Source organism: Ohtaekwangia koreensis (genome assembly GCF_900167975.1).
GTDB lineage: Bacteria > Bacteroidota > Bacteroidia > Cytophagales > Cyclobacteriaceae > Ohtaekwangia > Ohtaekwangia koreensis.
Genome location: NZ_FUZU01000001.1, coordinates 693862 through 719015, shown reverse-complemented (window position 1 = coordinate 719015; position 25154 = coordinate 693862). Strand labels below are relative to the sequence as shown.

Sequence of the window (25154 nt, the reverse complement as noted above, 5' to 3'; positions counted from 1 at the left end):
TTAACGAACATGACATCGATTCTTAATTTCTTTATACTACTTCCTTTTATAGGATATATAGTAAGCTTGCTGATTCCTGCGAAGCAGGAGACATTTATTTCAAGAGTAGCCTTTTTCACAACGGGCTTACACCTCGCCGTAGCGATAGGTTTCCTGGGCTGGTGGTTGTTTAGCGGCCATCCCACGCTTAACATCAAAGACATTGCGCTCTTCCAAAGTCCGGGGTATGAATTCTTTGTAGACTTCTATTTCGACAAGATCACGGCTATGTATCTTTTTGTTGGTTCGTTCCTTACGTTCCTCGTCACGATATATAGCCGCGCATACCTGCATCGCGAAGCCGGCTACAAGCGGTTCTTCAACACGGTGCTTTTCTTTTACCTCGGGTATAACATTGTAATCTTCTCCGGAAATCTTGAAACACTATTTATAGGTTGGGAGATCCTCGGCATTGCATCCTTTCTGTTGATTGCGTTTTACAGGGATCGTTATCTGCCTGTAAAAAATGCAGTAAAGATATTTTCAATTTATCGCATAGCAGATATAGGTATAATTCTGGCCATGTGGCTAAGCCATCATTTGTGGCACGAGAACATTACATACCTGAAATTAAATAATTATACGTTGGTAGATGCACAACTTCAGACGCATAGCCTCGTTGGTGTATTTATATCCTTAATGATCCTGATCTCGGCTGCAGCCAAGTCAGCACAGTTTCCTTTTTCATCGTGGCTGCCACGCGCCATGGAAGGCCCCACACCCTCAAGCGCTATATTTTACGGATCACTCTCGGTTCACCTGGGCGTATTTCTTTTACTAAGAACATTTCCCTTTTGGGAGCATCAGCTTTCGGTAAGAATTCTTATTGGTGTGGTTGGTTTGATTACGAGTATTATTGCTACCGGCATAGCCCGCGTTCAATCGTCAGTAAAAAGTCAGATCGCCTATGCATCTATAGCACAGATCGGCTTGATCTTTATTGAAGTAGCTGCCGGCCTGGAGACACTCGCGCTATTTCACTTTGCAGGAAACGCTTTCCTGAGAACCTATCAGCTCCTGGTTTCTCCATCTGTAGTAAGCTACCTGATCCGCGAACAGTTTTATAACTTCATTCCGCGTGAACATACATTTGAAGATTCTCTTCCTAAAAAGATAGAGTATACTTTTTACATGCTTTGCCTGAAAGAATGGAATCTCGATTCGTTCATGTATCGTTACTTGTGGAATCCATTAAAATGGGCTGGTAAAAAATTAGGGTTTCTGACACTGCAACGTGCTCTGTTCTTTTTTATACCAGCATATCTCCTCGGTGTATTTTTCCTATACAATGAAGAAGTTCTGCCAGCCAGCATTCACGAACAATTACCTATAGTATTTGCGCTTGTCGGTTTGATTATGGTGCTTAAATCCTTCACCGAAAGAAAGAGAGCACGTTTAAGCTGGTCGTTGGTGATCATGAATCACTTTTGGGTAGCACTGGCCGTTTCATTCAACGAGCACTTCAGTTATGATCATACGGTGTTATACCTGAGTGGTATCACGATAGCCGGTGTGGTAGGATTTATATGTCTTCGTACACTAAAGACACTTGAAGGAAGTATAGGGCTCGATCAGTTTCATGGTCACTCGTATAAACACCGGGGTATAGCATTGATATTTTTGCTGGCATGTTTGGGACTATCCGGCTTTCCGATCACGCCTACTTTCATTGGTGAAGATTTGATCTTTAGCCATATACATGAAGATCAGGCATTGCTCGCACTGTTCATTTCATTGAGTTTCATTATCGATGGATTGGCGATCATCCGGATCTATGCGCGTGTTTTCCTGGGGCCGCATGTAAAATCAATCTACGAGATGGCATATCGCTCCTCGTAAGTATACTTTCTATATTGAAAATAAAAATCAGGATGCAAGTACATCGACCACGGTTGGTGTACTTGTTTCTCTTTAGTTCATTTCTGATTCAGTCAGCTCTACACCCAATGTTTTCAATTCCTGCAAAATCGGTGTATAGAATTCGGAGAAAACCGGTATCACCACTCCCCTGCTTTGAATCTTGCCTTGCAGTAAAAGCTTGGCTGCTATACCCAACGGCAAGCCTACTGTTTTTGCCATTGCCGTATTGATAACATCTTCACCTCTTGCAATAAGGGATGCTTGTATTTCATGCTGATGGTTTCCTTTGTCATACAAAAAGCGATGCCACATTACAATAAAATCATTGTCGCCTGCTTTAAGCTTCCACTTCTTATTTAATATATACTCCAGGATCTGAGCGGGTGTACCACTGTTCAATCCAACAAGCTCGTCATCAAACAAACCTGACCAACGTAACCGCTCCATTTCCGGCCCATCGGATTTCAACGAAAAACTTTTTATCAACTTCTCTTCGAGAGATATACGTCTATCACCGTCTACAAATGAGTTTATAAAACTCCGGTGCGTCATGGTGTTGACACCTTCCATCAAATATGTATCATCACAACAACCTAATTGCACAAATATATCCCAGGCTGCACAAAACCCTTTATTACGAAGTGTACCGCGCAGCATCGTTTTGATGCCTGTTAATTTATAGGTATCTATATATTTCAATGAGTCCCGGTTGGCATATCCTTCATACTCGCCATAACCTGGCACATTTACGGGCGTGATGCGTTTAAAAAGCTGCTGATAGGGTATATATTTATACTCACCTTCCTGGATATACTTTGCAGTACTTTGTCCCGCCATTACAACATTGCGTGAGTTCCAGGTGAATTTATACCTCCACGGATTGCCGGGATCAGTCTCTGGAGCGATCAGTCCGCCAGTAAACGATTCGAATGAAGTAAGCTTTCCGCCATCCTGCTTGATCTTGTCTATAACCTGCATGGCGCTCATGTGATCTATACCCGGATCAAGTCCACACTCATTCAAAAAAAGCAAACCCTTCGCCCGGGCATCTTCATGAAGAGCATTCATCTCTTCCGAAACATAACTGGCTGTTAATAAATGCTTGCCCAGTGCAAGGCAATACTTTGCAACCATGGGATGAAAGTGTGCGGGTAATAATGAGATAACAACATCTGCCAGCGCTATAGATTTTATACTCTCTTCTTCATGGTTCACATCAAACCGGATGGCCTCTCCTGCAGGTGAACTTCCAACACGTTCACGTGCTGCATCGACAGAAAGATCACCCACTAAAATCTTCCAGCCATTCTCTTTCGCTTGCTGAAGTAAATATGAAATTAAAACGGCCGATGATCGCCCGGCACCTAATGATAGAATTGTCTTCATGAAATCAAATCTAAAAATTTAAATGTAGCCATACTGCAACGTGTAAAACTACAGGAGAAAACATAAAGCCGAAAGTAGGAACGATATGCTTTGTGCGTGATGCATTTTGCTATCGCTTTTTCACTAACTTTTGATTTTTTTAAAGACGCTCACTATGAAAGAATTTATAATTGTTAATCAACTCAGTGACCTGGACGATCATTCAAAAGAACTTGTCTTAAAGGCGAAGGAAGCGCTCGCACATGCCTATGCACCGTACTCTAACTTTATGGTTGGTGCTGCTGCGCTACTGGACGATGGTTCCATCATCACAGGCATGAATCAGGAGAATGCTGCTTATCCTTCCGGGTTGTGTGCGGAGCGAGTAGCATTATTTTCAGCGTACTCACTTTATCCAAATGTTACGATTCTTAAAGTTGCCGTGACAGCGCAAAGGCGTGGCGAGAGTGAATTAACTCCCGCTACCTGCTGTGGCGAATGCCGTCAGGTGTTGTTGGAGTTTGAAAACCGCCAGAAAACACCCATTGAGATCATTATGCAGAGCCAGCAGCATCAATGGATCAAAGCGCCTTCTGCTTTATCATTGCTTCCCTTTGGCTTCACAAGTGCCAGTTTATGATCTGATTTGAAATACTGTTTTGATCAGGAAACCACTTCTTCAATTTTTCACTTTCACCCTTTTTCATACAGCCGTTTTGGCGTTTAGGGTATTTTAGTTTACTTGGGGATTATGAAATTTCTGCGCAATACTTCTCTGCGACTGATCGGTATCTATCTCCTCGTTGTAATGTTTTTGATATACTTCGCAGAATACTATATTATTCAACATCGCATTGACGTGCTCGATGAGGTGGAGCAGAAGTTGGATTTTACCCGCAGTGCAGAACTTTCAAGTCAGCAAATTTCTTTGCTGGTGCAACGCCACCTGGCCCATAATGAAGATCTTACCGTAGAGATTGAAGCTAAAATTGTTCACCAGGAACACCTGTTGGAGATTTTAGGAAAAGGCGGACGCGTAGATAGAACCGATGTGATTCTTAAACCACTTTCACGTCTTCCTAAAATTTCATACGACAATTTAAAAGAGTATTGGGAAGAGTATAAAGCTTCAGTGCGCGATATTCTTGCGCTTCAACATAAGACTCCATCAACAACGGACCAAGCTCAGGTTCCGGTACAAAGTACTACGGACTCTACCACAAGCACACCTGCTGTTGCAACTCCTACAGAAGTTAAACCGGTTGTGTCAGCCAAAATGTTGGCGGCTGCCGCCTTGAAGGAAGAAAGTTTATCGCTTACGCTTTCTCAATGGTACGACAATCTCTTTGACGACCTGGAGACAGAAGTATGGAGAGAAAAATCTTCTGTACACGGCTGGGTAATTGCAATCATCATTTTTGATGTTGCCTTGCTTACGCTGATCTTCTTTGCATTCAACAAATATGTCCTTGAGCCTATCAACAAACTTCGCTTAAGTACAGCGAATCACCAGCAGGTTACAAACACGGCTCCCAATGAAATTGGTAAACTCTCCGAGCAGATCAATGAGACACTTGAAAATTTAAAAGATGCCACAGACTTTGTAACTGCCATTGGACAGGGCAATCTGGATATGGATTACAAGGCATCGCTCGACAGCCGCTATAATCATGGTAAGAATAAACTTGCTGATTCTTTAATAGACATGCAAGGCAAATTAAAATCATTGAACGAAGAAGAACGCAAGCGTCAATGGGCCAATGAAGGCTTGGCTAAGTTTGTTGACATTCTTCGCTCTTCGAATGACAACATTGTTGCTTTAAGTGATAAGGTTATTGCCGCACTCGCGCAGTATACCAAATCAAATCAGGGTGCGCTCTATATTTACAATGATGATGACGAGTATAATAAGCACCTCGAACTGGTATCGTTGTTTGCATTTGATATCAAGAAATATGAAACACGAAAGATCAAATTAGGTGAAGGGCTTCTTGGACAGACTTTTCTTGAAGGAGAAACAAATTATTACACGAACTTTCCGGATGAGTATATTCGTATCACTTCCGGTTTAGGAGACGCCAACCCTAGGTCTATCCTCATTGTCCCACTTAAAGTCGACACTCAGATTTATGGTATTGTTGAGCTTGCTTCTTTTAACGAATATGCGCCACACGAAATAGCATTCGTAGAAAAACTTGGAGAGACCATTGCCTCCACAATTGGATCGGTTAAAGCTGCTGAGAAGAATAAAGATTTGATTGAACAGTTTCAGACGCAGACGGAACAAATGCGCGCGCAGGAAGAAGAGATGCGTCAGAACATGGAGGAACTACAAGCCACACAAGAAGAAGTTGCTCGTAAAGAACGTGGCTACATTGAACGTATACAGGAGTTAGAACAACAATCTGTTAACTCATCTGTTACTACAGATAAATTAGAAGAGGTAACATCAGACTTTATTCGCAAAGAACGCGATCATCTGGAGAAGATTAACGCCCTTGAAAAACAACTTTCTCAAAAACCTGAGAAAGCCGATGACTGGCAAATTGCAGAAGAGGTTGTCCAAACGCTGAAAATAAATTTGAAAGCACTGGAGATTACACAAGAAGAACTTAATCGTAAATTAAAGTAATAAATGGCCCGAAAGACGGGAAGTAAAGGTGTCTTGAAGTAGATGGATATACATTACTCACTAGCCTTTGCATTGCGTAACTTCGAATTCCAGTGTTTGACCTGCCATTCGTTTTTTCAAAGTTTTTAGTCCCCTTTTATCAACTAATTAGGACGATTTAGTTAATTTGATTTACTTAGAAAATTGTGTGCTACAGATGCTTTTGAACATATGTAAGATTTAATGATCAAATCCATCCGGTAGTTTACCAGAGAAATTAATTTTGGGTTCCTTTTTATAAAGACCTGTTCATGCTCGATATCGACATTGCTGACCTTAAAAGAATCTCGGAGCTAATCTACCAGAAGTATAATTACGACTTCAGGAATTATGCGATGTCTTCTTTTAAAAGGCGCGTACTCCGCATCATGGAATTGAAGAAACTTTCCGTTGATGCACTTTTAAAAAAATTGGTGGATCAACCTTCGTTCATCAATGAGTTTCTGGATGAGCTTACGGTAAACGTAACAGAGATGTTCCGTGACCCGAGCTTCTGGCGCATTATGCGCGAAGAGATCATCCCGGCCATCATGCTTAACCATAAGCAATTTAAAATATGGCATGCAGGCTGCTCCTCCGGAGAAGAGGTTGTCTCGATGTGTATCATGTTGAAGGAGATGGGTATACTTCATGACGTTACCCTTATTGCTACCGACCTTGATGTAAACATCCTTGATAAAGCGAAGCTGGCTACATATCCAATAAAGAATATGGAGCTCAACGAAAAGAACTATATCCGCTTTCAGGGTACACGAAGTTTCAAAGACTACTACCGCGAAGAAAACGGCAACGCTGTTTTCAATAAAGATCTTCTGATGAATGTTTCGTTCCGCAGGCATGACCTGGTAACTGGAGACATCTTTAACAAATTCGACCTTGTGCTATGCCGTAACGTGATGATCTATTTCAATCAGGCTTTGCAGAACGAGGTATTAAAAAAATTCCATGAGAGCTTATTCAAGTACGGGTACCTGGCTATTGGTTCGAAAGAATCGCTGATCTGGTGCGACTATGCGAACCGCTTCATCGTGGTGAACAACGAAGAGAAGATTTATAAGAAAATAAAAGATTAAGTGAAGTTTGCCTTTTACGAATGAGTAAGTACAACCTAAATAACAGCTATAAAGCCGTTGTTATCGGTGGGTCAGCAGGCAGCTTCCAGGGTGTAGTAAAAATCCTGTCACAGTTGCCTAAAGGTTTCCCGTTACCTATAATCATGTGCTTGCACAGGCTGAAGCATGTGCGCAATGGTTTTGTGGAAGCCCTTTCAATTAAAAGCGTTGTGCAGGTTACGGAACCCCATGATAAAGAGAATATAAAAAAAGGCAGTGTATACCTGGCTCCGGCCAATTATCATATGTCAGTGGAACTTGGACTTTACTTCGCCCTTTCAACAGAAGAGATGATCAACAATTCCAGACCAGCAATTGATATAACATTAGGCACAAGCGCCTTTGTGTATAAAGAGAAACTGATCGGAATTCTTCTCTCAGGTGCAAATAAAGACGGTGCGCTGGGAATGAAAAATATACACGACCGAGGTGGATTAACTATAGTACAGGAACCTTCCGAGTGTATGATCGATACCATGCCGCGTGCGGCTCTGGCAGCAACTAAAATTGATCATGTGCTAAAGGTTGACCAAATTGTAGAGTTTTTAAAAGAACTAGATAAACAATATCGATGACAGGTCTATTTAACGATCGCTATTACCTGAACCTGATCTTGGCAGTGCTCTTCACTGCAGGCATTGGTGTTTCCCTATATCTGATCTATTCGCTTCCGGCTAATTTACGCCTGACGGATGGTTATCAGTCTGATTTTATCAGCATATATAGTATACTCATTCTCACATTCATATTGGGAGCAGTTACACTACTCTCTGCATTGCGCTATAAAAAAGAAATTATAGTAATGCGCGACAGAATTGTGGATGCTGCGTCTGCAGAGCGTGAAGCGGCAGAACAAGCAGGAAAAACTTCTATTAGCCTGGATACGGTTAAAAGCAATCTGAGTCAAGCCAGCACTGAAAAGGAAATTTTTCAGGCAGGTTTACAAGCAGTATGCAAGCAACTCGAAGCTGGCCAGGGTGCTATCTATATAGTGAAAGAAGAAGATGGCAAACGCAAAGTAGAATTGAAAAACGGATATGCACTTACCATTGGTGAGAGCACCGTAATCAGTTACGAATTTGGAGAAGGGCTTATCGGACAAGCAGCAGCCGGTGCGCGCACGCTATACGTTGATGATGTACCGCAAGGATATGTAAAGATCATCTCAGGATTAGGAAGTGCCTCTCCTAAATATCTTTTGATTGTACCCATAAAGAAAGACCGCGTGCTGGGCATCGTGGAGATTGCATCGTTCACTGCACTGACAGAAGACCAGCGGAAGTTTGTAGAAGAATCAGCAGAGTTAATAGCGGATAAAATTTCAACAAGAGCCTAAACAGAAGCGTCCAACGCGTATTATGAAAAGCATAAACGTCAGCACCAAGATTACAATTTTAATACTCGCGGTGTCGCTCGTGGCCGTAGCCGCGATCAGTTTTTTTAGTTACGATTACAACCTGAAGACTAATCGGGAGAAATTTTCTGCTACACTCAATGCCCTGGCCGATAATCGTGCAGCCTATCTCAATACTTACTTTGACAAGGCAGCAAATACTATAGAAGTATTAAAAAACTCAGAGACCTTAAAGAAAGGTGAAAGCGCACCTGCTTCCGGTGGCATGGACATGATGTCAATGATGGGAGGCCCTCCTGCAGAGGAAGATACCACCACAGCTTCAGTAGGTGAATCTTCCGCGACTGATGGCAGTCTCGCTGGCTTTCTGGAAGAACAGAAATTTATCTTTGATGTAGATGCAATTATAATCACGTCTCCTACAGGTGCTGTTGTAGCTTCAACAGATACTGAAGTAAAAGGAAATTTTATCGATCCCGATGGGATCACATTTGACCGCGCCAAGAACGGAGTACACTTTACATCCATCTTTCGCGACAAGTCTAAAAAGAATTATATATCCTATGCAGCTGGTTCTTTTAACACAAGCAGTGGAAACCAGCAATTTATCATTGTAAAACTGAATCTGAATTCTGCGTATAAAATTCTTAAGAATTACCATGGGCTTGGACAAACTGGAGAATCATTATTGGGACGTGTTGATCCTGCTTCTAAAAAAGTAGCCATTGTTAGTCCCTTACGCGGAGATACATCATCTGCTATTATACTATATAATCCGAATGAGCCATTCATAAGCTCCTTTGTCGATGCAGTAGAAGGAAAGAAAGTCGCTTCCATAGGCAAAGACCTTGACGGTAAACCGATCCTGCAAACAGCACGCAAGGTTGGCAACAACATGGCCCTTATCGCCAAGATGGATCTTGACGAAGCCAATGGAGACGCAAAGGGATTAATGGGTACATTTCTATATGCCGGACTTTGCATCGTAGCACTAGCCGTATTTCTTTCAATGCTTTTTTCACGCTCGCTTACACGGCCTCTATATGCCATGCGAAATACCGTGAGTCTTGTTGCACAAGGTGTGTTACCGGAAAGCACAGATCAAACAAGCAACGATGAATTCGGGCAGATGGGTGCTAAAGTAAATGAGCTTGTACAAACCCTTCGTGGCAATGCAGAGTTTGCAAAACGTATTGGAGAAGGTAAATATGATACCGAGTTCAAGCCTGCAAGTGAAAATGATATACTCGGTCTTTCGCTTATCGACATGCGTAACAACCTGATTGAAAATGAAAGAAGAGATAAGGAACGTAACTGGATTGTACGCGGTGTTGCTGAGATCAGTGAGATTCTGCGTATGCACGACTCGATCGATGCACTCGGTGAAGATGTTATCAAATTTATACTTGAAAAGATCGGTGCTATACAAGGAGCTTTCTATGTGGTGAACGATGAAGATTCTCCTCCTGTAATAGAAATGCGTGCAAGCTATGCATACAACCGTAAGAAGTATTTAAAAGCAAAGTTCAAGTTCGCAGAAGGTCTTATCGGACAAGCAGCAGCAGAAAAAGATGCTGTAATGCGAACTGAAATTCCAGAGGATTATGTAACTATAACTTCGGGTATACTTGGCGATCAACGCCCTACATGCGTATTGATTGTTCCACTCATTACCAACGAAGAAGTATACGGTGTACTTGAATTTGCAGGCTTCCGGAAATTTGATCCATCACAGGTAAAATTCGTGCAGGAGCTTTCACTTATACTGGCCCGTACCATCTTTAACATTAAGGTAAACGAACGCACACGTATACTCCTTGCCGAATCGCAGGAGATGAGTAATGAGTTGAAGGAAAAGCAGGAAGTACTTCGTCAGAATGCAGAAGAAATGCAGGCTACGCAAGAGGAACTGCAACGTTCAAATCAAAAACTCGAAGAGCAGATCGAAGAAGTAAATCGCACACAAAAGCGGATGCAGCTTCTGCTTGAGAATGCGTCAGAGGTAATTACGATCTACGAAGAAGATGAAAGTATACGCTATATATCTCCTTCTGTAGAAACCATTCTTGGGTATGGACAGAAAGAGATGATCGGCAAAAGCGATATCGATAAGGTACATCCTGATTATCGCGAAAACTTCAAAGATCTCTTCCGGAAACTTACCGAGAGCCCGGATGAAAAAGTTACTACACAATACGAGTATCGCACAAAAGATGGAAGCTTCATTTGGATAGAATCCACAGGAACAAACTTTATGTCCAATGCCGCGATCCACGGATATATACTTAACTCTCGCGACATCACAGAGAAGAGAAGAGCTGAGCTTGAACAACGGATGCGCAGTAAGATGCAGGCGCTCTCCGAAAACTCGCTTGACCTTATCACACGTCTGGAAGGTGAATCGATCTCCTATATTAACCCGGTGATTGAAGAATATACCGGCAAGCAACCTGCATTCTTCCTCAATAAGAAAGTGAAGGATGTCGAACTCGATGGATCGGTATTGGAAGGATGGTTAAAGGTAGTGGAGCAGGTAAATGCTACCAATCAGAAAGCAGATACTGAAATGGACTTCCCTTCAGAGATGGGCAAGCGTATCATGCAGGTAAACGCTATTCCTGAATTTGATGAGTCTAACAAACTGGAATCAGTACTGGTAGTTTCTCACGACATCACCGAAAGGAAGATGATCGAACTTGAAATCCAGAATAAGAATAAGAAGATCACAGAAAGTATAAACTATGCGAAACGTATCCAGACAGCGATACTTCCGAATAGCAAAGTGATCAACCGTGCTTTACCTGATTCATTTATACTTTACAAACCACGTGACGTTGTATCCGGAGATTTTCCTTGGTTTGTACAGATCAAAGAAGAAATCTTTATTGCTGCTGTTGACTGCACTGGTCACGGTGTTCCAGGAGCTTTGTTATCATTGATCGGATACTTCCTGTTAAATGACATCGTTAGAAGTCGTAAGATTACAGAACCCGGAAAAATTCTCGACTTACTCGATGAAGGTGTTACGACAACATTGCGTCAGGATGAAGATTCCACCACAAAAGATGGTATGGACATCGCGCTTTGTAAGATTAACATGGCTACCCGCGAAGTAGAGTATGCCGGTGCTCACCGCCCGCTATATATTATGAAGGGTGGTAACATGGAGGAAGTGAAAGGTAATAAATTCCCGATAGGAGGTGGTATATTTAAGAACCAAACTAACTTTACCAACACCTACGTTAAGCTGGATGAAGGTGACTCTATCTACTTTAGTTCAGATGGTTTCCCTGATCAGTTTGGTGGACCGGAAGGACGCAAGTTCGGGCCGAAGCGTGTACGGGAAATAATCGAACGAGTTCATACATCGTCTATGAACGATGCAGTAACTATCTTTGATGAAGAGTGGGAAGGCTGGAGAGGCGATCATAAACAAACCGATGACGTGTTGTTGATCGGGATAAAATTTTAAAACTGTAAAAGAATTAACCTTTCGCTTTTTGGTGTAAAGGGTGAATAATAAAATAAATTATAACTTAGTGAATCTCAATCAATTTTAATCTAATCTTCTGACGCATGAATTTTATTTATGACCTGCACCGCACCATGATGTCGCAGAAACTGATTCTGGTGTTTCAGGGTGATTTTACCCAGGAGAGCACCAAATCTATACTGTCCATGGCCGAGCGAAACCTTGATTCTTCCGGAGAGGAGTCCAGCATCAAGCGCAAGGTATTCAATGTGATGGTTGAGGCGCTCCAGAATATTGTGAAGCATAGCGATGAATTGGTAGACGGACAGATAAGAAGCCATGCAGCGATCTTTCTGATCGGCAAGGAATCCAATCGTTACTGTATCATGACCGGCAACCCGATCCGTAAGGAGAATGTTAGCAAGTTGAAGGACGCATTGGACCGTATCAATAGCCTTGACAAAGATGGTTTGAAGGATCTTTACAAAGAGATCATTAAGAATACAACAATCTCTGATAAAGGTGGTGCGGGACTAGGCTTTGTTGATATGGCCAGAAAATCAGGCGAAAAATTGGAATTTGAATTCCCTGAGATGAACACTGAGTACTGCTTCTTTTGCTTGAAAGTGAATGTGCCTAGAGATAACGAATAATTGATTTAGAATAATATAAATAGCTTTATACCATGGAAATTTTGAATCTGGAAGGAACAGAAGACACCCCGAAAATAATCCTCGATAAGAAAAACGGAATCTTTGAAATCTCCGGTCGCTCATTGCCTGAAGACTCTGCTGAGTTTTACCGCCCAGTATTAGAATGGATTGAGAAGTATAGTGCCGATGCCAATCCTTCAACGGAGTTTGTTTTCAAACTCGAGTATTTTAACACAGCATCATCCAAGCTTATCCTGGATGTATTGTCTGCGCTCGAAGACATTAAGAGCATGAAAATCCTGTGGTATTTCCACGAGGATGATGAAGATATGGAAGAGGCCGGGCAAGAGTTTTCAGAACTGGTAGAGATACCGTTTGAGTTTAAGACGTACTGATTACATTAAGGGGATAACCTCCTAATAACTAATCGGTTATCAGTCACTAAAAGGACCCGGCAAGTGGTGTTCAGAATGACTGGTAACCGATATTTTTTTATACCTTTATAAAATTGCTATATCTAACCTATGAGTGAAGAAATACTCAAAGCCCTCACACAACTTTTTGCAATTATCACGAAACAGGATGGCGGAGTTACTGAACGCGAACGACAGTACGTCATTAACTTTTTTCAAACAGAACTTGACCAAGATTCCGTCAAGGAATATTTGGATCTGTATGATCAATTCTCCGGCTACGGAAAAGCAGATGACGAGGAGGATGGCAAAAAGAAACTTACCTCTGTAAAAGACTCCGTTAAGACACTCGGTATCTGTAAGAAGATCAACAAAACGCTTACACAAAAACAAAAAGTTGTTGTATTAATAAAGCTGCTCGAACTGGTAAGTACAGATAAAAACTTCAGTCCGCAGCGTATGGAGATCATCAACACGGTCTCTACCGTTTTTAATATTATCCAGGACGAATATAATCTCATTGAGAGCTTCGTTCGCTCCAACGACACTTTATCATTAGACTTCGCGGATATTCTTCTGCTCAACTCAAATCAAAAAGCGGAAGAAGGCAAACTATATAAACATGTACACGGCCATATACAGGGTAACCTGGCTTTTATGCGTGTACGCAGTGTTGAAATGTACTTCACCAAATATAACGGTGATGAGCTCAATATACTGAACGGCTTTACCATGCAACCCAACAGAGTATATCTCTTCTCGCATGGAAGCACGATCAAAACACAAGCCGGTGATGCGCTATACTATAGCGATCTGGTTGCCAACTACAATGAAGAGTTAAAAACAACTAAACTCTCATTCAATGCTATCATCGATGAACTGAAGTTTCCAAATGGCGCTATAGGTTTACGAAATGTATTAATTGCAGAAGGCCCCGGAAAACTTATCGGTATAATGGGTGCGAGTGGTGCCGGTAAAACTACACTACTAAATGTTATGGCCGGATTAGTAGAGCCTACCAAAGGCCAGATACTAATCAATGGCTTTGATATCAACACAGAAAAAGACAGAATACACGGAGTTATAGGGTATGTATCTCAGGATGATCTTCTGATCGAGGAACTCACCGTATATGAAAACTTATACTATAACGCGAAGCTTTGCTTTGCTCACTTTACCGAAGACCAGCTACACAAGCGTGTAATGGAAGTGCTGGAAAACCTCGGCCTTGATCAGCGCAAAGATCTTCGTGTAGGCAATCCGTTAGATAAAACCATCAGTGGTGGTCAGCGTAAGCGTCTGAATATAGCGTTGGAGTTAATTCGTGAACCCGCCATTCTCTTCCTTGATGAACCTACTTCCGGTCTTTCCTCACGTGACTCCGAAAACGTAATTGACTTATTGAAAGAATTGTCACTAAAGGGTAAGCTGATCTTTGTGGTTATTCACCAGCCATCATCGGATATATACAAGATGTTCGACAAAATGGTGATCATGGACACCGGTGGATATCCTGCTTATTATGGCCCTCCGGTTGAAGCCGTAACATACTTCAAGAAATCCACGCACCAGGTAGATAGTAGCCGTGGTCAGTGTGAAACGTGTGGTAATGTTAATCCCGAACAGATCTTCAACATCATTGAAGCCAAGGTGGTGGATGAATACGGACAGCCAACGAACAAGCGAAAGATATCACCACCACAATGGTACGATCTATATACGGAGCGTTTCAAAATAACAAAGGTTGAGGATATAAAAGAGGAACCTCCTCACTCCCTCACACTTCCCAGCAAGATCAAACAAACGGTGATCTTCGCTACGCGCGATACATTGGCTAAACTCAGCAATAAACAATACTTGCTGATCAACCTGTTAGAGGCTCCGTTACTGGCGCTTATCCTGGCATTCATCATTAAGTATAAAAGCGCTCCGGGCGGCAAAGAGTATATTTTCCGCTTCAACGAAAATATACCGGCCTTTATGCTCATGAGCATTATTGTAGCCTTATTCATGGGGCTAACAGTTAGTGCGGAAGAGATCATTCGCGACCGTAAAATACTTCGGAGGGAATCATTCCTGAATTTGAGTTGGAGTAGTTACCTGATGTCTAAACTCACTATACTTTTTACACTCTCTGCTATACAGACGTTTACATTTGTATTGATTGGCAATCTGATCCTGGAGATTGAATGGAGTATGCTACTTCCCTTCTGGCTTGTGTTATTTACAACATCTTGCTTTGCCAGTGTATTGGGACTAAACATTTCATCTGCGTTCAATTCAGCTGTAACGGTATATGTAATGATTCCACTGTTGCTGATTCCACAAATGATCTTAAGCGGATTACTCTTTAACTTCGATAAGCTTAACGATCTTATCAGTACCAAAGGTAAAGTTCCGGTGGTAGCCGACATGATGGCATCGCGCTGGGCGTATGAGGCGATGGCAGTATATCAGTTTAAGAACAATTCATACGAAGAGCCTTTCTATAATTTCGACAGACTTGAAGCGCAGTCTGATTTTCACTCTTCATTCCTCGTAGATGAGATGGAGAAGAAACGCCGATTTATAGCAGATAATATCAATGAGAAAAGTGATTCTATAAAACAGATTCTGCAGAAAGATCTGTATGTCATTCAGTCTACACTCCAAGACGACTTCTTTAAAAAAGGAATTGAAAAAGAACTTGCAACTCCGTGGACACTGAAAGATTTCACACCAACCTTTAATAAAAAGCTCGAAGACTTTTTTGCGGCGTATAAGAAATTCTATCAGGGCACCTATAATAAAGCAGTGGCCTTGCGTGAGGCTTCCTTCGCTAAAATTGAGAAAGAAGGTAACAACCTGAATACGCTAAAGGATAATTACTACAACGAGAGTCTGGCCGACCTTGTGAAGAATGTGAACGAAAAAGAGCGCATCATTGAATATAATGGTGAGTTGATCCAACAAATTAATCCGGTTTTTATTGAACCAAAAGCAGAAGGAATACTCAATTATCGTACTCCATTTTTTGCTCCCGTAAAGAAGGTATTCGGATTATCAATTGGTACCTATACATTCGATATACTGGTGATCTGGTTTATGACGATAGGCCTGTACATCACTTTATACTTCGAATTATTACGCAAGCTGATCAATTCATTTGACGGGATCCCTGGGAAATCTAAAGGATCTGCCAAGAAAAAGAATTAAAGCAACAACGTAACTTTTTGGCAGGGAATGCTTAATTTTTAACTTTGTAACTGTATAATTTTATATCTATGAGAATACTAATTATCGGGCTGATCCTGGCACTTTTTACCGCCTGCGGATCCGGTAAAAAAACGGACGACCCTATTTTTGCTGATACATTGGATACTGCTGCTACTGATGGACCGACCATCTCTTCTGAGGTTATTGGTGACATCCTCCAGCAAATACCAAGTCCATTGGAAATTTCAGTTTTACTGAAAGAGTCTGGCAAGAAATACAATGCGAGCTTTCTTAACTCAGCGGACAATACATCCAAGTATAACAGCAACTATAAAAAGGCGTTGAACCTTGGAATTTATGGTACTGATCTTGGCTACACGAATATATACGAGCAGAATCAAGACGGTGTTAAATACATGGCCTCTATTAAAGAGTTGGCAAATGGATTAAGCATCGGTCAGTTCTTCGATATTGAAACGATCGGACGGTTAGCTACGAATAGTAAAAATCTCGATTCACTTTTATTGATCACTACACAGAACTTCAACACAATCAATCACTACCTGCAAACTCAGGATCGTGCAAATTTAAGTGTGTTGTTCCTGACTGGTGGATGGTTGGAAGCTCTTCACATTACGTGTGGTGTAGCTGCTGCTAATCCTGATAACGCTCAATTAAAAGAAACTATAGGCGAGCAAAAAATCATTCTTGAAAACATCATGCTGCTTCTTTCTTTCTATAAAGAATCAGATCAGAATATGGCATCATTGTTGAAAGACATGGAAGAGTTGAAGAAGATATATGATAAAGTAAAGATTACATATACCTATAAAGAATCTACTTTCGAAGTTGTTGACGGTGTAATGGTAATTAAGGATAACAGTACCAGTACCATTGAAATTACACCCGAGGATATCGCCAATATCAGCGCAGCAACGTCTTCTATCAGAAACAAAATAATAGCATAAGCCAAGTATAATTTATTTTGCCCTATGAAAAAATTAATATTAATTGTTCTTACCGTTTGCGTTCTAAGCACATTAGAGGTTATCGGTCAGTGCAACTCTGAAGCCATGAGCAACCTCTGCATTCCTAAATTAGCAACTGGCTTCAATTTCTTAAAGAGCTATAAAATTGAAAAAGGAGGAAAAGACTTTGTTGAGTATTCTTATGTGTTCACCAAAGGAACTCAATACATGATCAACATCTGTGCTGCGAAAGAACCTACGGATGGTATCGTGGTAAGCCTCTTTGATTCTAACCGTAATAAAGTTGCTACCAGCAAAGTAAACGGACAGTTTATCTCTGCTATAGCATACCCTTGCAACACAACGGGTATCTATTACATCCAATATACCTTTGATGGTTCTACTGCCTATTGTGGTGGTAGTGCTCTTGGATTCAAGCGCTAATCAGATCTCTGTATAACATACCAAAGCCTTCCTACCCCGGAAGGCTTTTTTTATTTTATACCTTTCCTGTATGGAACAACAAGAACTGTCTTTCAATTGCCGTGCACGCTACTATAAAATCGGAAGCATCACTCCTGATACACAACAAATCTGGATCGTACTTCATGGATATGGACAGCTTGCCCAATACTTTATTCAAAAGTTTAAAATACTGGAAGAGCATCAGATCTGTATCATTGCTCCCGAGGGACTTTCACGTTTTTACCTTGAAGACGTAACATCGCGAATGCAGTCTGGCAATAATCGTGTTGGTGCTACATGGATGACGAAAGAGAATCGGATAATGGACATTGAAAATTATGTGGAGTATCTGAATATACTATATCATCGCGAGATTGGTAATACTAATACTATACCCGTTACTATACTCGGTTTCTCTCAAGGATGCGCAACTGCATCACGCTGGGTTACGGATGGAAAAATAAATTTTCAGCGTTTGATACTTTGGGCCGGAGTTTTCCCTCCGGATACGAACTTCGAGAAGGGACACAGTACGCTAAAAGGTAAAGATACTTTCCTGGTATATGGTAAATCTGACCCATTTATAAACGATAGCCGTTTCGCTGAAATGAAATCTGTATCTTCTACACTGGGTATCGAGCCTACTCTGGTTGAATTCGAAGGTAAGCACGATATAGATTCAAAAACACTTTTGAAGTTTACCTAGCTTCTCTTCACAACCGTACTGCTTGCTTGCGCGGAAGGCAACACGGTGATGTCCGCAAGCTGAACATGAGCTGGTGCTTGCAATACATATAGAATTATATCGGCAATGTCTTTACCCGAGAGCGGCGTCATACCTTTGTAAGTCAAATCAGCCCGTTCCTTGTCACCTTTAAATCGTACAAGTGAAAATTCGGTTTCAACTAATCCAGGATTAATTGACGTTACTTTTATATCGAAGGGATTCAGATCGATCCGCATGCCGCGTGTTAGTGCATCAACAGCAAATTTACTGGCACAGTATACATTTCCGTTCGGGTATACTTCTTTACCGGCAATCGATCCCAGGTTTATAATGTGTCCTGATTTTCGCTCTGTCATCACCGGAATCACCGCCTTGGATACATATAAAAGTCCCTTCACATTTATATCAATCATGGCATCCCAATCATCAACACTTCCGTTTTGAATCGGATCTAAACCATGGGCGTTACCAGCATTGTTTACAAGTATATCAATTGCTTTCCAGGCTGCAGGTAATGATGCTACTGCTGTTGCTATAGCTTGCTGATCACGAACATCAAAGGATAGAGTCGTTACTTCTGTTGATGCTTCAAGCTCACGCTTTAGGCTTTGCAGCCGGTCTTCTCTTCTGCCACAGAGTATAAGTTTAAAGTTATTACCTGCCAGTAGCCGTGCCGTAGCCTCACCGATCCCAGAGGTTGCACCGGTAATCAAAGCAATTCGTTTCGTCATCATTATTGAAAAAGGAAATACAGTGTAATGGTGTTCGTATTAATCCGCTTTAATGGAGCTCCATATTTATCGGTAGTGCCATTATCGTTTAAAAGATTTACGAGCCCACGGGAAAATCGTATTTCAGGAGAGAATTTAAAAAGCGGATAGTAAAGATCGAACCCAAAACCAGCATCGATACTAAGGTTGCTACTGTTGATGCCGATCTGACGCTCTTCTGTTTTCTTTTTACCTGATGCTTCAATTGACGGCACTACACCACCAATCATATACATCCGGATGTTACCTCTTCGCTGCGATTTATACTTTAACAGGATCGGCAATTCCACCATCGTGCTTTCTACCAAAATATCTTCCCGGGGTGTATCATCTGTATAGATATAGCTTAATCTGTGCTCATAGAAACCAACCTTGGGTGTCAGGCGGATGTCGAGTTGATCATCCAGTCTATAATTCACAATAAAACCCAATGAGAATCCTGCTGACCAAGCCGGAACAACTGAATGCACCGTATCGAAATCAGGTGTCACAAAACTATCCGAATACTTTAATTGATAGGTGGATGAGTGGAGTCCGATGAGGAAACCATAGGTTAACTTCTTGTCATCGTAGTTGGGGTTATTCTTTTGAACCCAACGGGTTTTCTGTCCATAGCCAGTTGTAGCACATATCAGTAAACTTAGTACAAAGATTACTTTGTACCGGTGTATATAGAGCTTATTCCAAATGTGAGTGTTCTGCATTTCGCATGTTTAAATCCGACAATATTAAGGATGTGAAGAAATTTTTCACCATCCGGAAAAGCCTCTACAGATTCAGGAAGATACGTATAGGCAGCTTTATCGCTTGATATTGCTCTACCGATCTTAGGCAAAACGAATTTAAAATAAAAATTATATACCTGCCGGAAAGGAAATTTTTGAGGTTTGGAGAATTCCAGCACCACCAGTTGTCCATTCGGCTTTAACACGCGGTTAATTTCACGGAGACCACGTTCCAGATTTTCGAAGTTACGAACGCCAAAAGCAACCGTCACGGCATCAAATCTGCCATCCTCGAACGGAAGGTTTTCAGAATCTCCGAGCATCAATTCGATGCGATCCGATACATGCCGGTCCACGATTTTTCGTTTGCCTACTTCCAGCATGCCTGCCGAAATATCAATGCCAATGATCTTTTCAGGATTGAGCGCGAGTGCCTGAATGGCAAAATCGCCTGTGCCCGTAGCAACATCTAGGAGTTGCTTGGGTTGAAAAGGCTTTAAATACTGAATTGCTTTTTTTCGCCAGCCTTTATCGATACCAAGGCTCAGAAAGTGATTTAAGAAATCGTAACGATGGCTAATGTTATCAAACATTTTAGCCACCTGCTCTTTCTTACCTGATTTTTCTTCTTTGTAGGGAACAACCATTGTACTCGCTATAACAAGGGACGAAGGTAATGGTTTGAGGGATATCCGTTAGTAGTGAATCGTTAATTGTTATCCGAAAGGCATTTTTCGGATAACAATTAACGGCTAATTAATTCGAGAGCACTTTAAATTCAACGCGTCTGTTCAGCTCGCGGCCTTCGTCTTCATCATCGTTGCTGGCGAGTGGCTTGGTTTTGCCATAACCAACGGCTTTGATTCTGCGGGTGTCAATACCTTTCTTGGTAAGATAATCCTTTACCGCTTCAGCACGCTTCTGAGAGAGGAACATGTTATAAGCTTTTGTGCCTATGGCATCTGTATGACCCGCTAATTCGATCGTCATATTGCTATTGGTACGCATCATTGCTTCAAGCTTATTAAGCTCAGCATACGATTCGGTCTGGAAGCTTGCCTTGTCAAAATCAAAGTATATATTCCGAAGAATGGAAGTAACGCCAACAGAAAGTTTACGAAGTTCTATTGTGCGGTTAATCGTTTTCTCTTCTGTGGTCGCACCTTGAATTTTCACATTCATATTCTGGAATGCATAGCCATCACGATCAACCGACAACCGGTAATCTTTTGCTTGCCCATTCTTGATGGTAAACTCATAAACACCATTCCCGTTCGAGGTTGATCCTATAATTACATTATCCTTGGCACCTACGAGTTTAACTTTAGCATCCAGCGGAGTTTTACCTTCCGAATCTACCACCGACACTATATATTTAATTGGAACGATTGGTTTCTTAGGTTCCTTTTTAGGCTCTGTCTTAGGTTCTGTCTTAACAACATCAGTCTTCGGTTGATTCTTAGGCTCAACTTTCGTTGGTGTCACCTTTACAGGATCAGTCTTCGGTTCGTTCTTTGTAACGGTCGGAGTTGTAGTGGTACTCGCAGTAGTAGTATCTTTTGGAGGCTCCGGATTTTTTGCAACGGCCGGTTGCGGGTTTTTAAGGCCATCCGGAATGGTGATCATATATATATCGGTATACCCCATGCCATCTTCACGAACGGATGAGTAATAGGCACGCTTGCTGTCCTTCGATGAAACGAAGTATATATCATTGTCCGGTGTATTGATAGGATACCCGAGGTTTTCCGGTTCACTCCACTCGTTACCTTTCAGATCGAATGTACTTTTAAATACATCGAATCCACCCATTCCTTTATGTCCTTTACTACTGAAATATAGTGTTACCAGATCGTAGTCTATAAAAGGAGCGTCATCATCCAAATCAGTATTGATCTTCGGGCCAAGATTCTTCACATTCGACCATTCGCCTTTGCTGTCTTTGGTAGCACGGTAGAGATCTAATCCTCCAAATCCACCGGGGCGATTACTGGAGAAGTAAAGCGTTTTCTCATCACTTGATATGGAAACGGATTTTTCTTCAAAGCTTGAGTTAATGATTCCGGGCATAGGCAAAGGTTCTCCCCAAACACCATTGACACGTTCGCTGTAGTATATATCTCCTCCACCTTCATCCATGTAAATGAACAATGTATTACCATCTGCAGACAAACCGAGGTTTGAGTTGTGGTAAGGAGTATTGACAGGCATACCAATATTTTTGGCGTACGACCAGGTATTGCCACTCTTTGTAGCAAAGAAAATATCTTCCCATGGCTTGTTATCGTCTGCCACATTTTGGTTCAAGTTGTCATCTCTTCTTCGGGTAGTAAAAAAGAGTTCGTTTTCCTGTTCGTTCAATACCGGTACATAGTCTTCATATTCCGAATTGATTTCACGGCCAATATTTACAATCGAAAAATTCTTCGGGTTTGAAAAATACTCTTTTGCGTTCTGACATTCGAAGATGGCACGGTCAACAACAGCAACATCGACTTTATCTTTACCCTGATAGCCTGGTTTTTTGGCAAGCTTATCTTTATAACGATTATAGAAATCTATAGCCTGATCGAATTTCTCACCGTATTGAAAACTTCTTCCGATAGAATATTCAATATCAAATCTATAGTCAGGGTCTTGCCGGTAAACACGCAGCAAATATTTTGCAGCCATCTGTTTATCAATGGTGATCAGGTGCAACCGCCCTGCTTCATAATTGGCTTTCAGAAATGTCGTATCAAGATCAGCGGCTGTAACCACAAGCGCTCGCGCATCATCAAGGGCCTTTGTGGCTTCCAATGTAAGTTCGGCCTGAGTCATGTATTCCTCAGCAAGTTCCTTGGGAGGCTGCTGGGCGAAAACTGGTCTGGATAGTACAAGTAAAGTCAAAAAAATCAGTACACTTCGGATACTGGACATCGCTTAAAAAGTTTGTACACTAAAGTTATGAATAAAAAAGCTTCACAATAATACTACAAGATAGGAAAAACTGTGGATTTCGGAATAGATTTTTGAAATCATAAACTCAAATTCATTACAAACTTAGTATTTTGGCCTTCAATTATTACTTTAAGAGGATGAAGATTACTGCGGCTGAGTTTATTTCGAGTTATGCTGATGTGCGTAAATGCCCTGAACCCAACAAGCCGGAGTTCGCTTTCATCGGACGATCAAATGTAGGCAAGTCTTCGGTGATCAACATGTTAACGCAGACTAAAGGTCTCGCGAAGACTTCTGCCAAGCCTGGCAAAACGCAAACTATAAATCATTTTCTGATTAACGAAGCCTGGTACCTGGTCGATCTTCCAGGGTATGGCTATGCCAGCGTAAGCAAAACTACGCGCGAAGGATTCGGGCAAATGATTGAAGATTATGTTTTGAAACGCGAAAATCTTTCCTGCATTTTTATTTTGATAGACTCACGACTCGAGCCACAAAAAAATGATTTGAGCTTTATCAACTGGGTTGGAAGTCAGGGGGTACCCATGGCGTTGCTTTTTACCAAGAGTGACAAACTGAAACCGAACGAGCTGCAACGAAACGTCAGCCTTTTTAAAAAAACTTTGTTAGAAGATTGGGATGAGGTCCCTCCTGTTCTTATAACTTCTTCTGAAAAGAAAATTGGCCGCGATGAAGTATTAACATTCATCGAAGAAGCGTTAAAGGTTTATCAGCAACAAAAGGAAGAAGAATAGCATCCTACTATTTTAACCTCTGTCTTTTGCCTGCTTCGTGTTTTAATTAGCTTTGCGCGATAGAGATAATTTAAATTATGACATTAGCGGAATTAGCAACGATCTCCGGAAAAGGAGGACTCTTTAAAGTAATGGCGCCAACAAAGTCCGGAGTGATCCTGGAGTCTTTGGATGAAACCAAAACCAAACTGGTTGCTACAGCCAGTCACAGACTTTCATTGTTGAATGAAATCTCCATCTATACCACAACCAAAGAAGGCACGGTATCGCTGGAAGAAGTTTTGAAAAAAATCCATGCGGATTTTGGTAACGACCTTGGAGTTGATTCTAACTCGGATGGTAATGAACTGAAATCTTTCTTGAAGGCTATTCTTCCGGAATATGATGAGAACCGTGTTTACGTTTCTGATATCAAGAAACTTGTAAAATGGTATGAACTCATCCAGAAATTTGCTCCCGATATTCTAACGGCAGCAAAAGAAGAAGAGAAAAAGTAACAGTATCACTTAGAAGGTATATATAGCAAAAGAGAAAGTCTTCATGACTTTCTCTTTTGCTTTTTTGTGCTTTAGCTTTTATATAGCCAAACTATTTGCCAGCAGCAAAATTATCGGCTAAGCGATTCAAGTCCTGTGCTGCAAGACCTTTACCTGCGTGAATTACAACTCTAAATCGAAATTCAGTTGTCTGATCTTTCGTTAATTTCAAATTCAATTCTTCTTTACCTTCACTAAAGATCTTTTGCCCTAGCGGATTAGCAGCAAACAGGCCATATCCTCTTGCATGCCAATATGTAGGATAGCCGGGATTTTTAGGATGATCAATGATAGCGATTGATATAGTCTCTCCATCTTTTACGCCATTCAAACATGTCCAAACAGAACGTTTAGCCCAGGTTTGATCTCCCGTTATACCTTCCTTGTTCACATATAGTCCGGTAACCCCTGCGTTGTCCAGCTTCGACACAGACGTTACATTACCATGTACATCTACAAATTTATCTTCCTGCTTCGATGGCATCTCCAAAGCCCTCGCCACGCGAATAGCAATGAAACCATCTTTCACATCTTTAAACAAAACCTCATTTGCTATAGCCTTGAGAACACAAGACCGATCGATGATAAAATTTCCATTCTTTGCCGTGAATACAAAATGAGTGGTTTCTTCGAGTAGTACATTTCCATTTATATCTACCCAATGGCTTACGGTTTGTAGTTCAGCTTTGTCTTTTCCTCCTTTTGCAAGAAGTGCTTTCTGATGATGAATTGATCCATATTTATCTTTCTTTTCCTTCGGAATAGCATCGCTGTTATTCCAGAAGTCCAGACCGTTTACACTTTCATAATTCAACCACAGCCCTACATGGTGCGGATGGTCAGTACGTTCTCCGGCACGGGGAGCTATCGGGTAGCCGCGTGTGATCACATTTCCCGTAAGGGTTTTGATCGGAAATAAAACAGGCTTTTCAGTAGAGTCGAAATAACAATATGCCGTTAGAAATTTTCCATCGTATAGGATTTCAATTTTCTTGTTGTCTTTCTTTTCGATTACTGAGAAACCTTTTTGCGCATAAACAGAATTGATCATCATATATACCAGCCCTGAAAGAATAAGGAAACGAATGCTCTTCATGATTGAAAGGTTAAATGTATAGTATCTTCTCCCTGGGA

Annotated in this window: 21 protein-coding genes; 15 read left to right on the top strand and 6 right to left on the bottom strand. The window is 41.4% G+C overall.

Annotated features, from left to right (window positions below; translation table 11 throughout):
* Window positions 1-9: 9 nt before the first annotated feature.
* Window positions 10-1878, top strand: coding sequence for a proton-conducting transporter transmembrane domain-containing protein (locus tag B5Y40_RS03125; RefSeq protein ID WP_079685242.1), 1869 nt, complete (start codon window positions 10-12; stop codon window positions 1876-1878).
* 72 nt (window positions 1879-1950) lie between these two features.
* Here the strand turns inward: B5Y40_RS03125 and B5Y40_RS03120 are convergent, their stop codons facing one another.
* Entirely contained in the window at window positions 1951-3285 is a 1335-nt protein-coding gene (locus tag B5Y40_RS03120; RefSeq protein WP_079685241.1) for a saccharopine dehydrogenase family protein, read from the bottom strand.
* 154 nt (window positions 3286-3439) lie between these two features.
* Here B5Y40_RS03120 and B5Y40_RS03115 point away from each other — a divergent pair, with 154 nt between their 5' ends.
* The 12 genes from B5Y40_RS03115 (at window position 3440) to B5Y40_RS03060 (ending at window position 18273) form a co-directional block, all read left to right on the top strand.
* A complete protein-coding gene (locus B5Y40_RS03115; RefSeq protein WP_079685240.1) occupies window positions 3440-3904 on the top strand; it encodes a cytidine deaminase in 465 nt (154 codons plus the stop codon).
* 111 nt (window positions 3905-4015) lie between these two features.
* Complete coding sequence (locus tag B5Y40_RS03110; protein WP_079685239.1) at window positions 4016-5896, top strand: GAF domain-containing protein; 1881 nt, start codon at window positions 4016-4018, stop codon at window positions 5894-5896.
* 290 nt (window positions 5897-6186) lie between these two features.
* Complete coding sequence (locus B5Y40_RS03105) at window positions 6187-7008, top strand: CheR family methyltransferase (protein WP_079685238.1); 822 nt, start codon at window positions 6187-6189, stop codon at window positions 7006-7008.
* Window positions 7009-7028: 20 nt separating this feature from the next.
* Complete coding sequence (locus B5Y40_RS03100; protein WP_079685237.1) at window positions 7029-7622, top strand: chemotaxis protein CheB; 594 nt, start codon at window positions 7029-7031, stop codon at window positions 7620-7622.
* Window positions 7619-8383 (top strand): GAF domain-containing protein, encoded by a 765-nt coding sequence (locus B5Y40_RS03095; protein ID WP_079685236.1) that lies wholly within the window; start codon window positions 7619-7621, stop codon window positions 8381-8383. Before B5Y40_RS03100 ends, B5Y40_RS03095 begins: the two co-directional genes overlap by 4 nt.
* 22 nt (window positions 8384-8405) lie before the next feature.
* Window positions 8406-11873, top strand: coding sequence for a PAS domain S-box protein (locus tag B5Y40_RS03090; protein ID WP_079685235.1), 3468 nt, complete (start codon window positions 8406-8408; stop codon window positions 11871-11873).
* Between the two features lie 104 nt (window positions 11874-11977).
* Window positions 11978-12526, top strand: coding sequence for a SiaB family protein kinase (locus B5Y40_RS03085; RefSeq protein WP_079685234.1), 549 nt, complete (start codon window positions 11978-11980; stop codon window positions 12524-12526).
* A 32-nt stretch (window positions 12527-12558) separates the two neighbouring features.
* Entirely contained in the window at window positions 12559-12921 is a 363-nt protein-coding gene (locus B5Y40_RS03080; protein ID WP_079685233.1) for a DUF1987 domain-containing protein, read from the top strand.
* Window positions 12922-13050: 129 nt separating this feature from the next.
* Complete coding sequence (locus B5Y40_RS03075; RefSeq protein ID WP_079685232.1) at window positions 13051-16134, top strand: ATP-binding cassette domain-containing protein; 3084 nt, start codon at window positions 13051-13053, stop codon at window positions 16132-16134.
* A gap of 68 nt (window positions 16135-16202) precedes the next feature.
* Window positions 16203-17102: a hypothetical protein gene (locus B5Y40_RS03070; RefSeq protein ID WP_079685231.1), complete on the top strand. Its 900-nt coding sequence runs from the start codon at window positions 16203-16205 to the stop codon at window positions 17100-17102.
* A 24-nt stretch (window positions 17103-17126) separates the two neighbouring features.
* Window positions 17127-17546 (top strand): hypothetical protein, encoded by a 420-nt coding sequence (locus B5Y40_RS03065; protein WP_079685230.1) that lies wholly within the window; start codon window positions 17127-17129, stop codon window positions 17544-17546.
* A gap of 70 nt (window positions 17547-17616) precedes the next feature.
* Window positions 17617-18273 (top strand): alpha/beta hydrolase, encoded by a 657-nt coding sequence (locus B5Y40_RS03060; protein WP_079685229.1) that lies wholly within the window; start codon window positions 17617-17619, stop codon window positions 18271-18273.
* On the opposite strand, the gene B5Y40_RS03055 is transcribed toward B5Y40_RS03060, so the two are convergent.
* From B5Y40_RS03055 to B5Y40_RS03040, 4 genes are all read right to left on the bottom strand, one after another.
* Window positions 18270-19025 carry an SDR family NAD(P)-dependent oxidoreductase gene (locus tag B5Y40_RS03055; protein WP_079687065.1) on the bottom strand — a complete coding sequence of 252 codons (756 nt, stop codon included), beginning with the start codon at window positions 19023-19025 and terminating at the stop codon, window positions 18270-18272. The genes B5Y40_RS03060 and B5Y40_RS03055 overlap by 4 nt on opposite strands.
* Window positions 19026-19027: 2 nt before the next feature.
* Window positions 19028-19768 (bottom strand): type IX secretion/gliding motility protein PorT/SprT, encoded by a 741-nt coding sequence (gene porT / locus B5Y40_RS03050; RefSeq protein WP_079685228.1) that lies wholly within the window; start codon window positions 19766-19768, stop codon window positions 19028-19030.
* Window positions 19717-20436 (bottom strand): bifunctional demethylmenaquinone methyltransferase/2-methoxy-6-polyprenyl-1,4-benzoquinol methylase UbiE, encoded by a 720-nt coding sequence (gene ubiE, locus B5Y40_RS03045; protein WP_079685227.1) that lies wholly within the window; start codon window positions 20434-20436, stop codon window positions 19717-19719. The genes porT and ubiE overlap by 52 nt, the downstream gene beginning before the upstream one ends.
* A gap of 109 nt (window positions 20437-20545) precedes the next feature.
* Window positions 20546-22708, bottom strand: a complete 2163-nt coding sequence (locus B5Y40_RS03040) for an OmpA family protein (RefSeq protein WP_079685226.1) — start codon at window positions 22706-22708, stop codon at window positions 20546-20548.
* Window positions 22709-22866: 158 nt separating this feature from the next.
* On the opposite strand from B5Y40_RS03040, the gene yihA reads away from it, so the two are divergent.
* Together yihA and B5Y40_RS03030 are read left to right on the top strand one after the other, a co-directional pair.
* Window positions 22867-23484 carry a ribosome biogenesis GTP-binding protein YihA/YsxC gene (yihA, locus tag B5Y40_RS03035; protein ID WP_079685225.1) on the top strand — a complete coding sequence of 206 codons (618 nt, stop codon included), beginning with the start codon at window positions 22867-22869 and terminating at the stop codon, window positions 23482-23484.
* A gap of 77 nt (window positions 23485-23561) precedes the next feature.
* Entirely contained in the window at window positions 23562-23981 is a 420-nt protein-coding gene (locus B5Y40_RS03030; protein WP_079685224.1) for a DUF5606 family protein, read from the top strand.
* Between the two features lie 91 nt (window positions 23982-24072).
* Here the strand turns inward: B5Y40_RS03030 and B5Y40_RS03025 are convergent, their stop codons facing one another.
* Window positions 24073-25116: a DUF6807 domain-containing protein gene (locus tag B5Y40_RS03025; RefSeq protein WP_079685223.1), complete on the bottom strand. Its 1044-nt coding sequence runs from the start codon at window positions 25114-25116 to the stop codon at window positions 24073-24075.
* Window positions 25117-25154 lie beyond the last annotated feature (38 nt).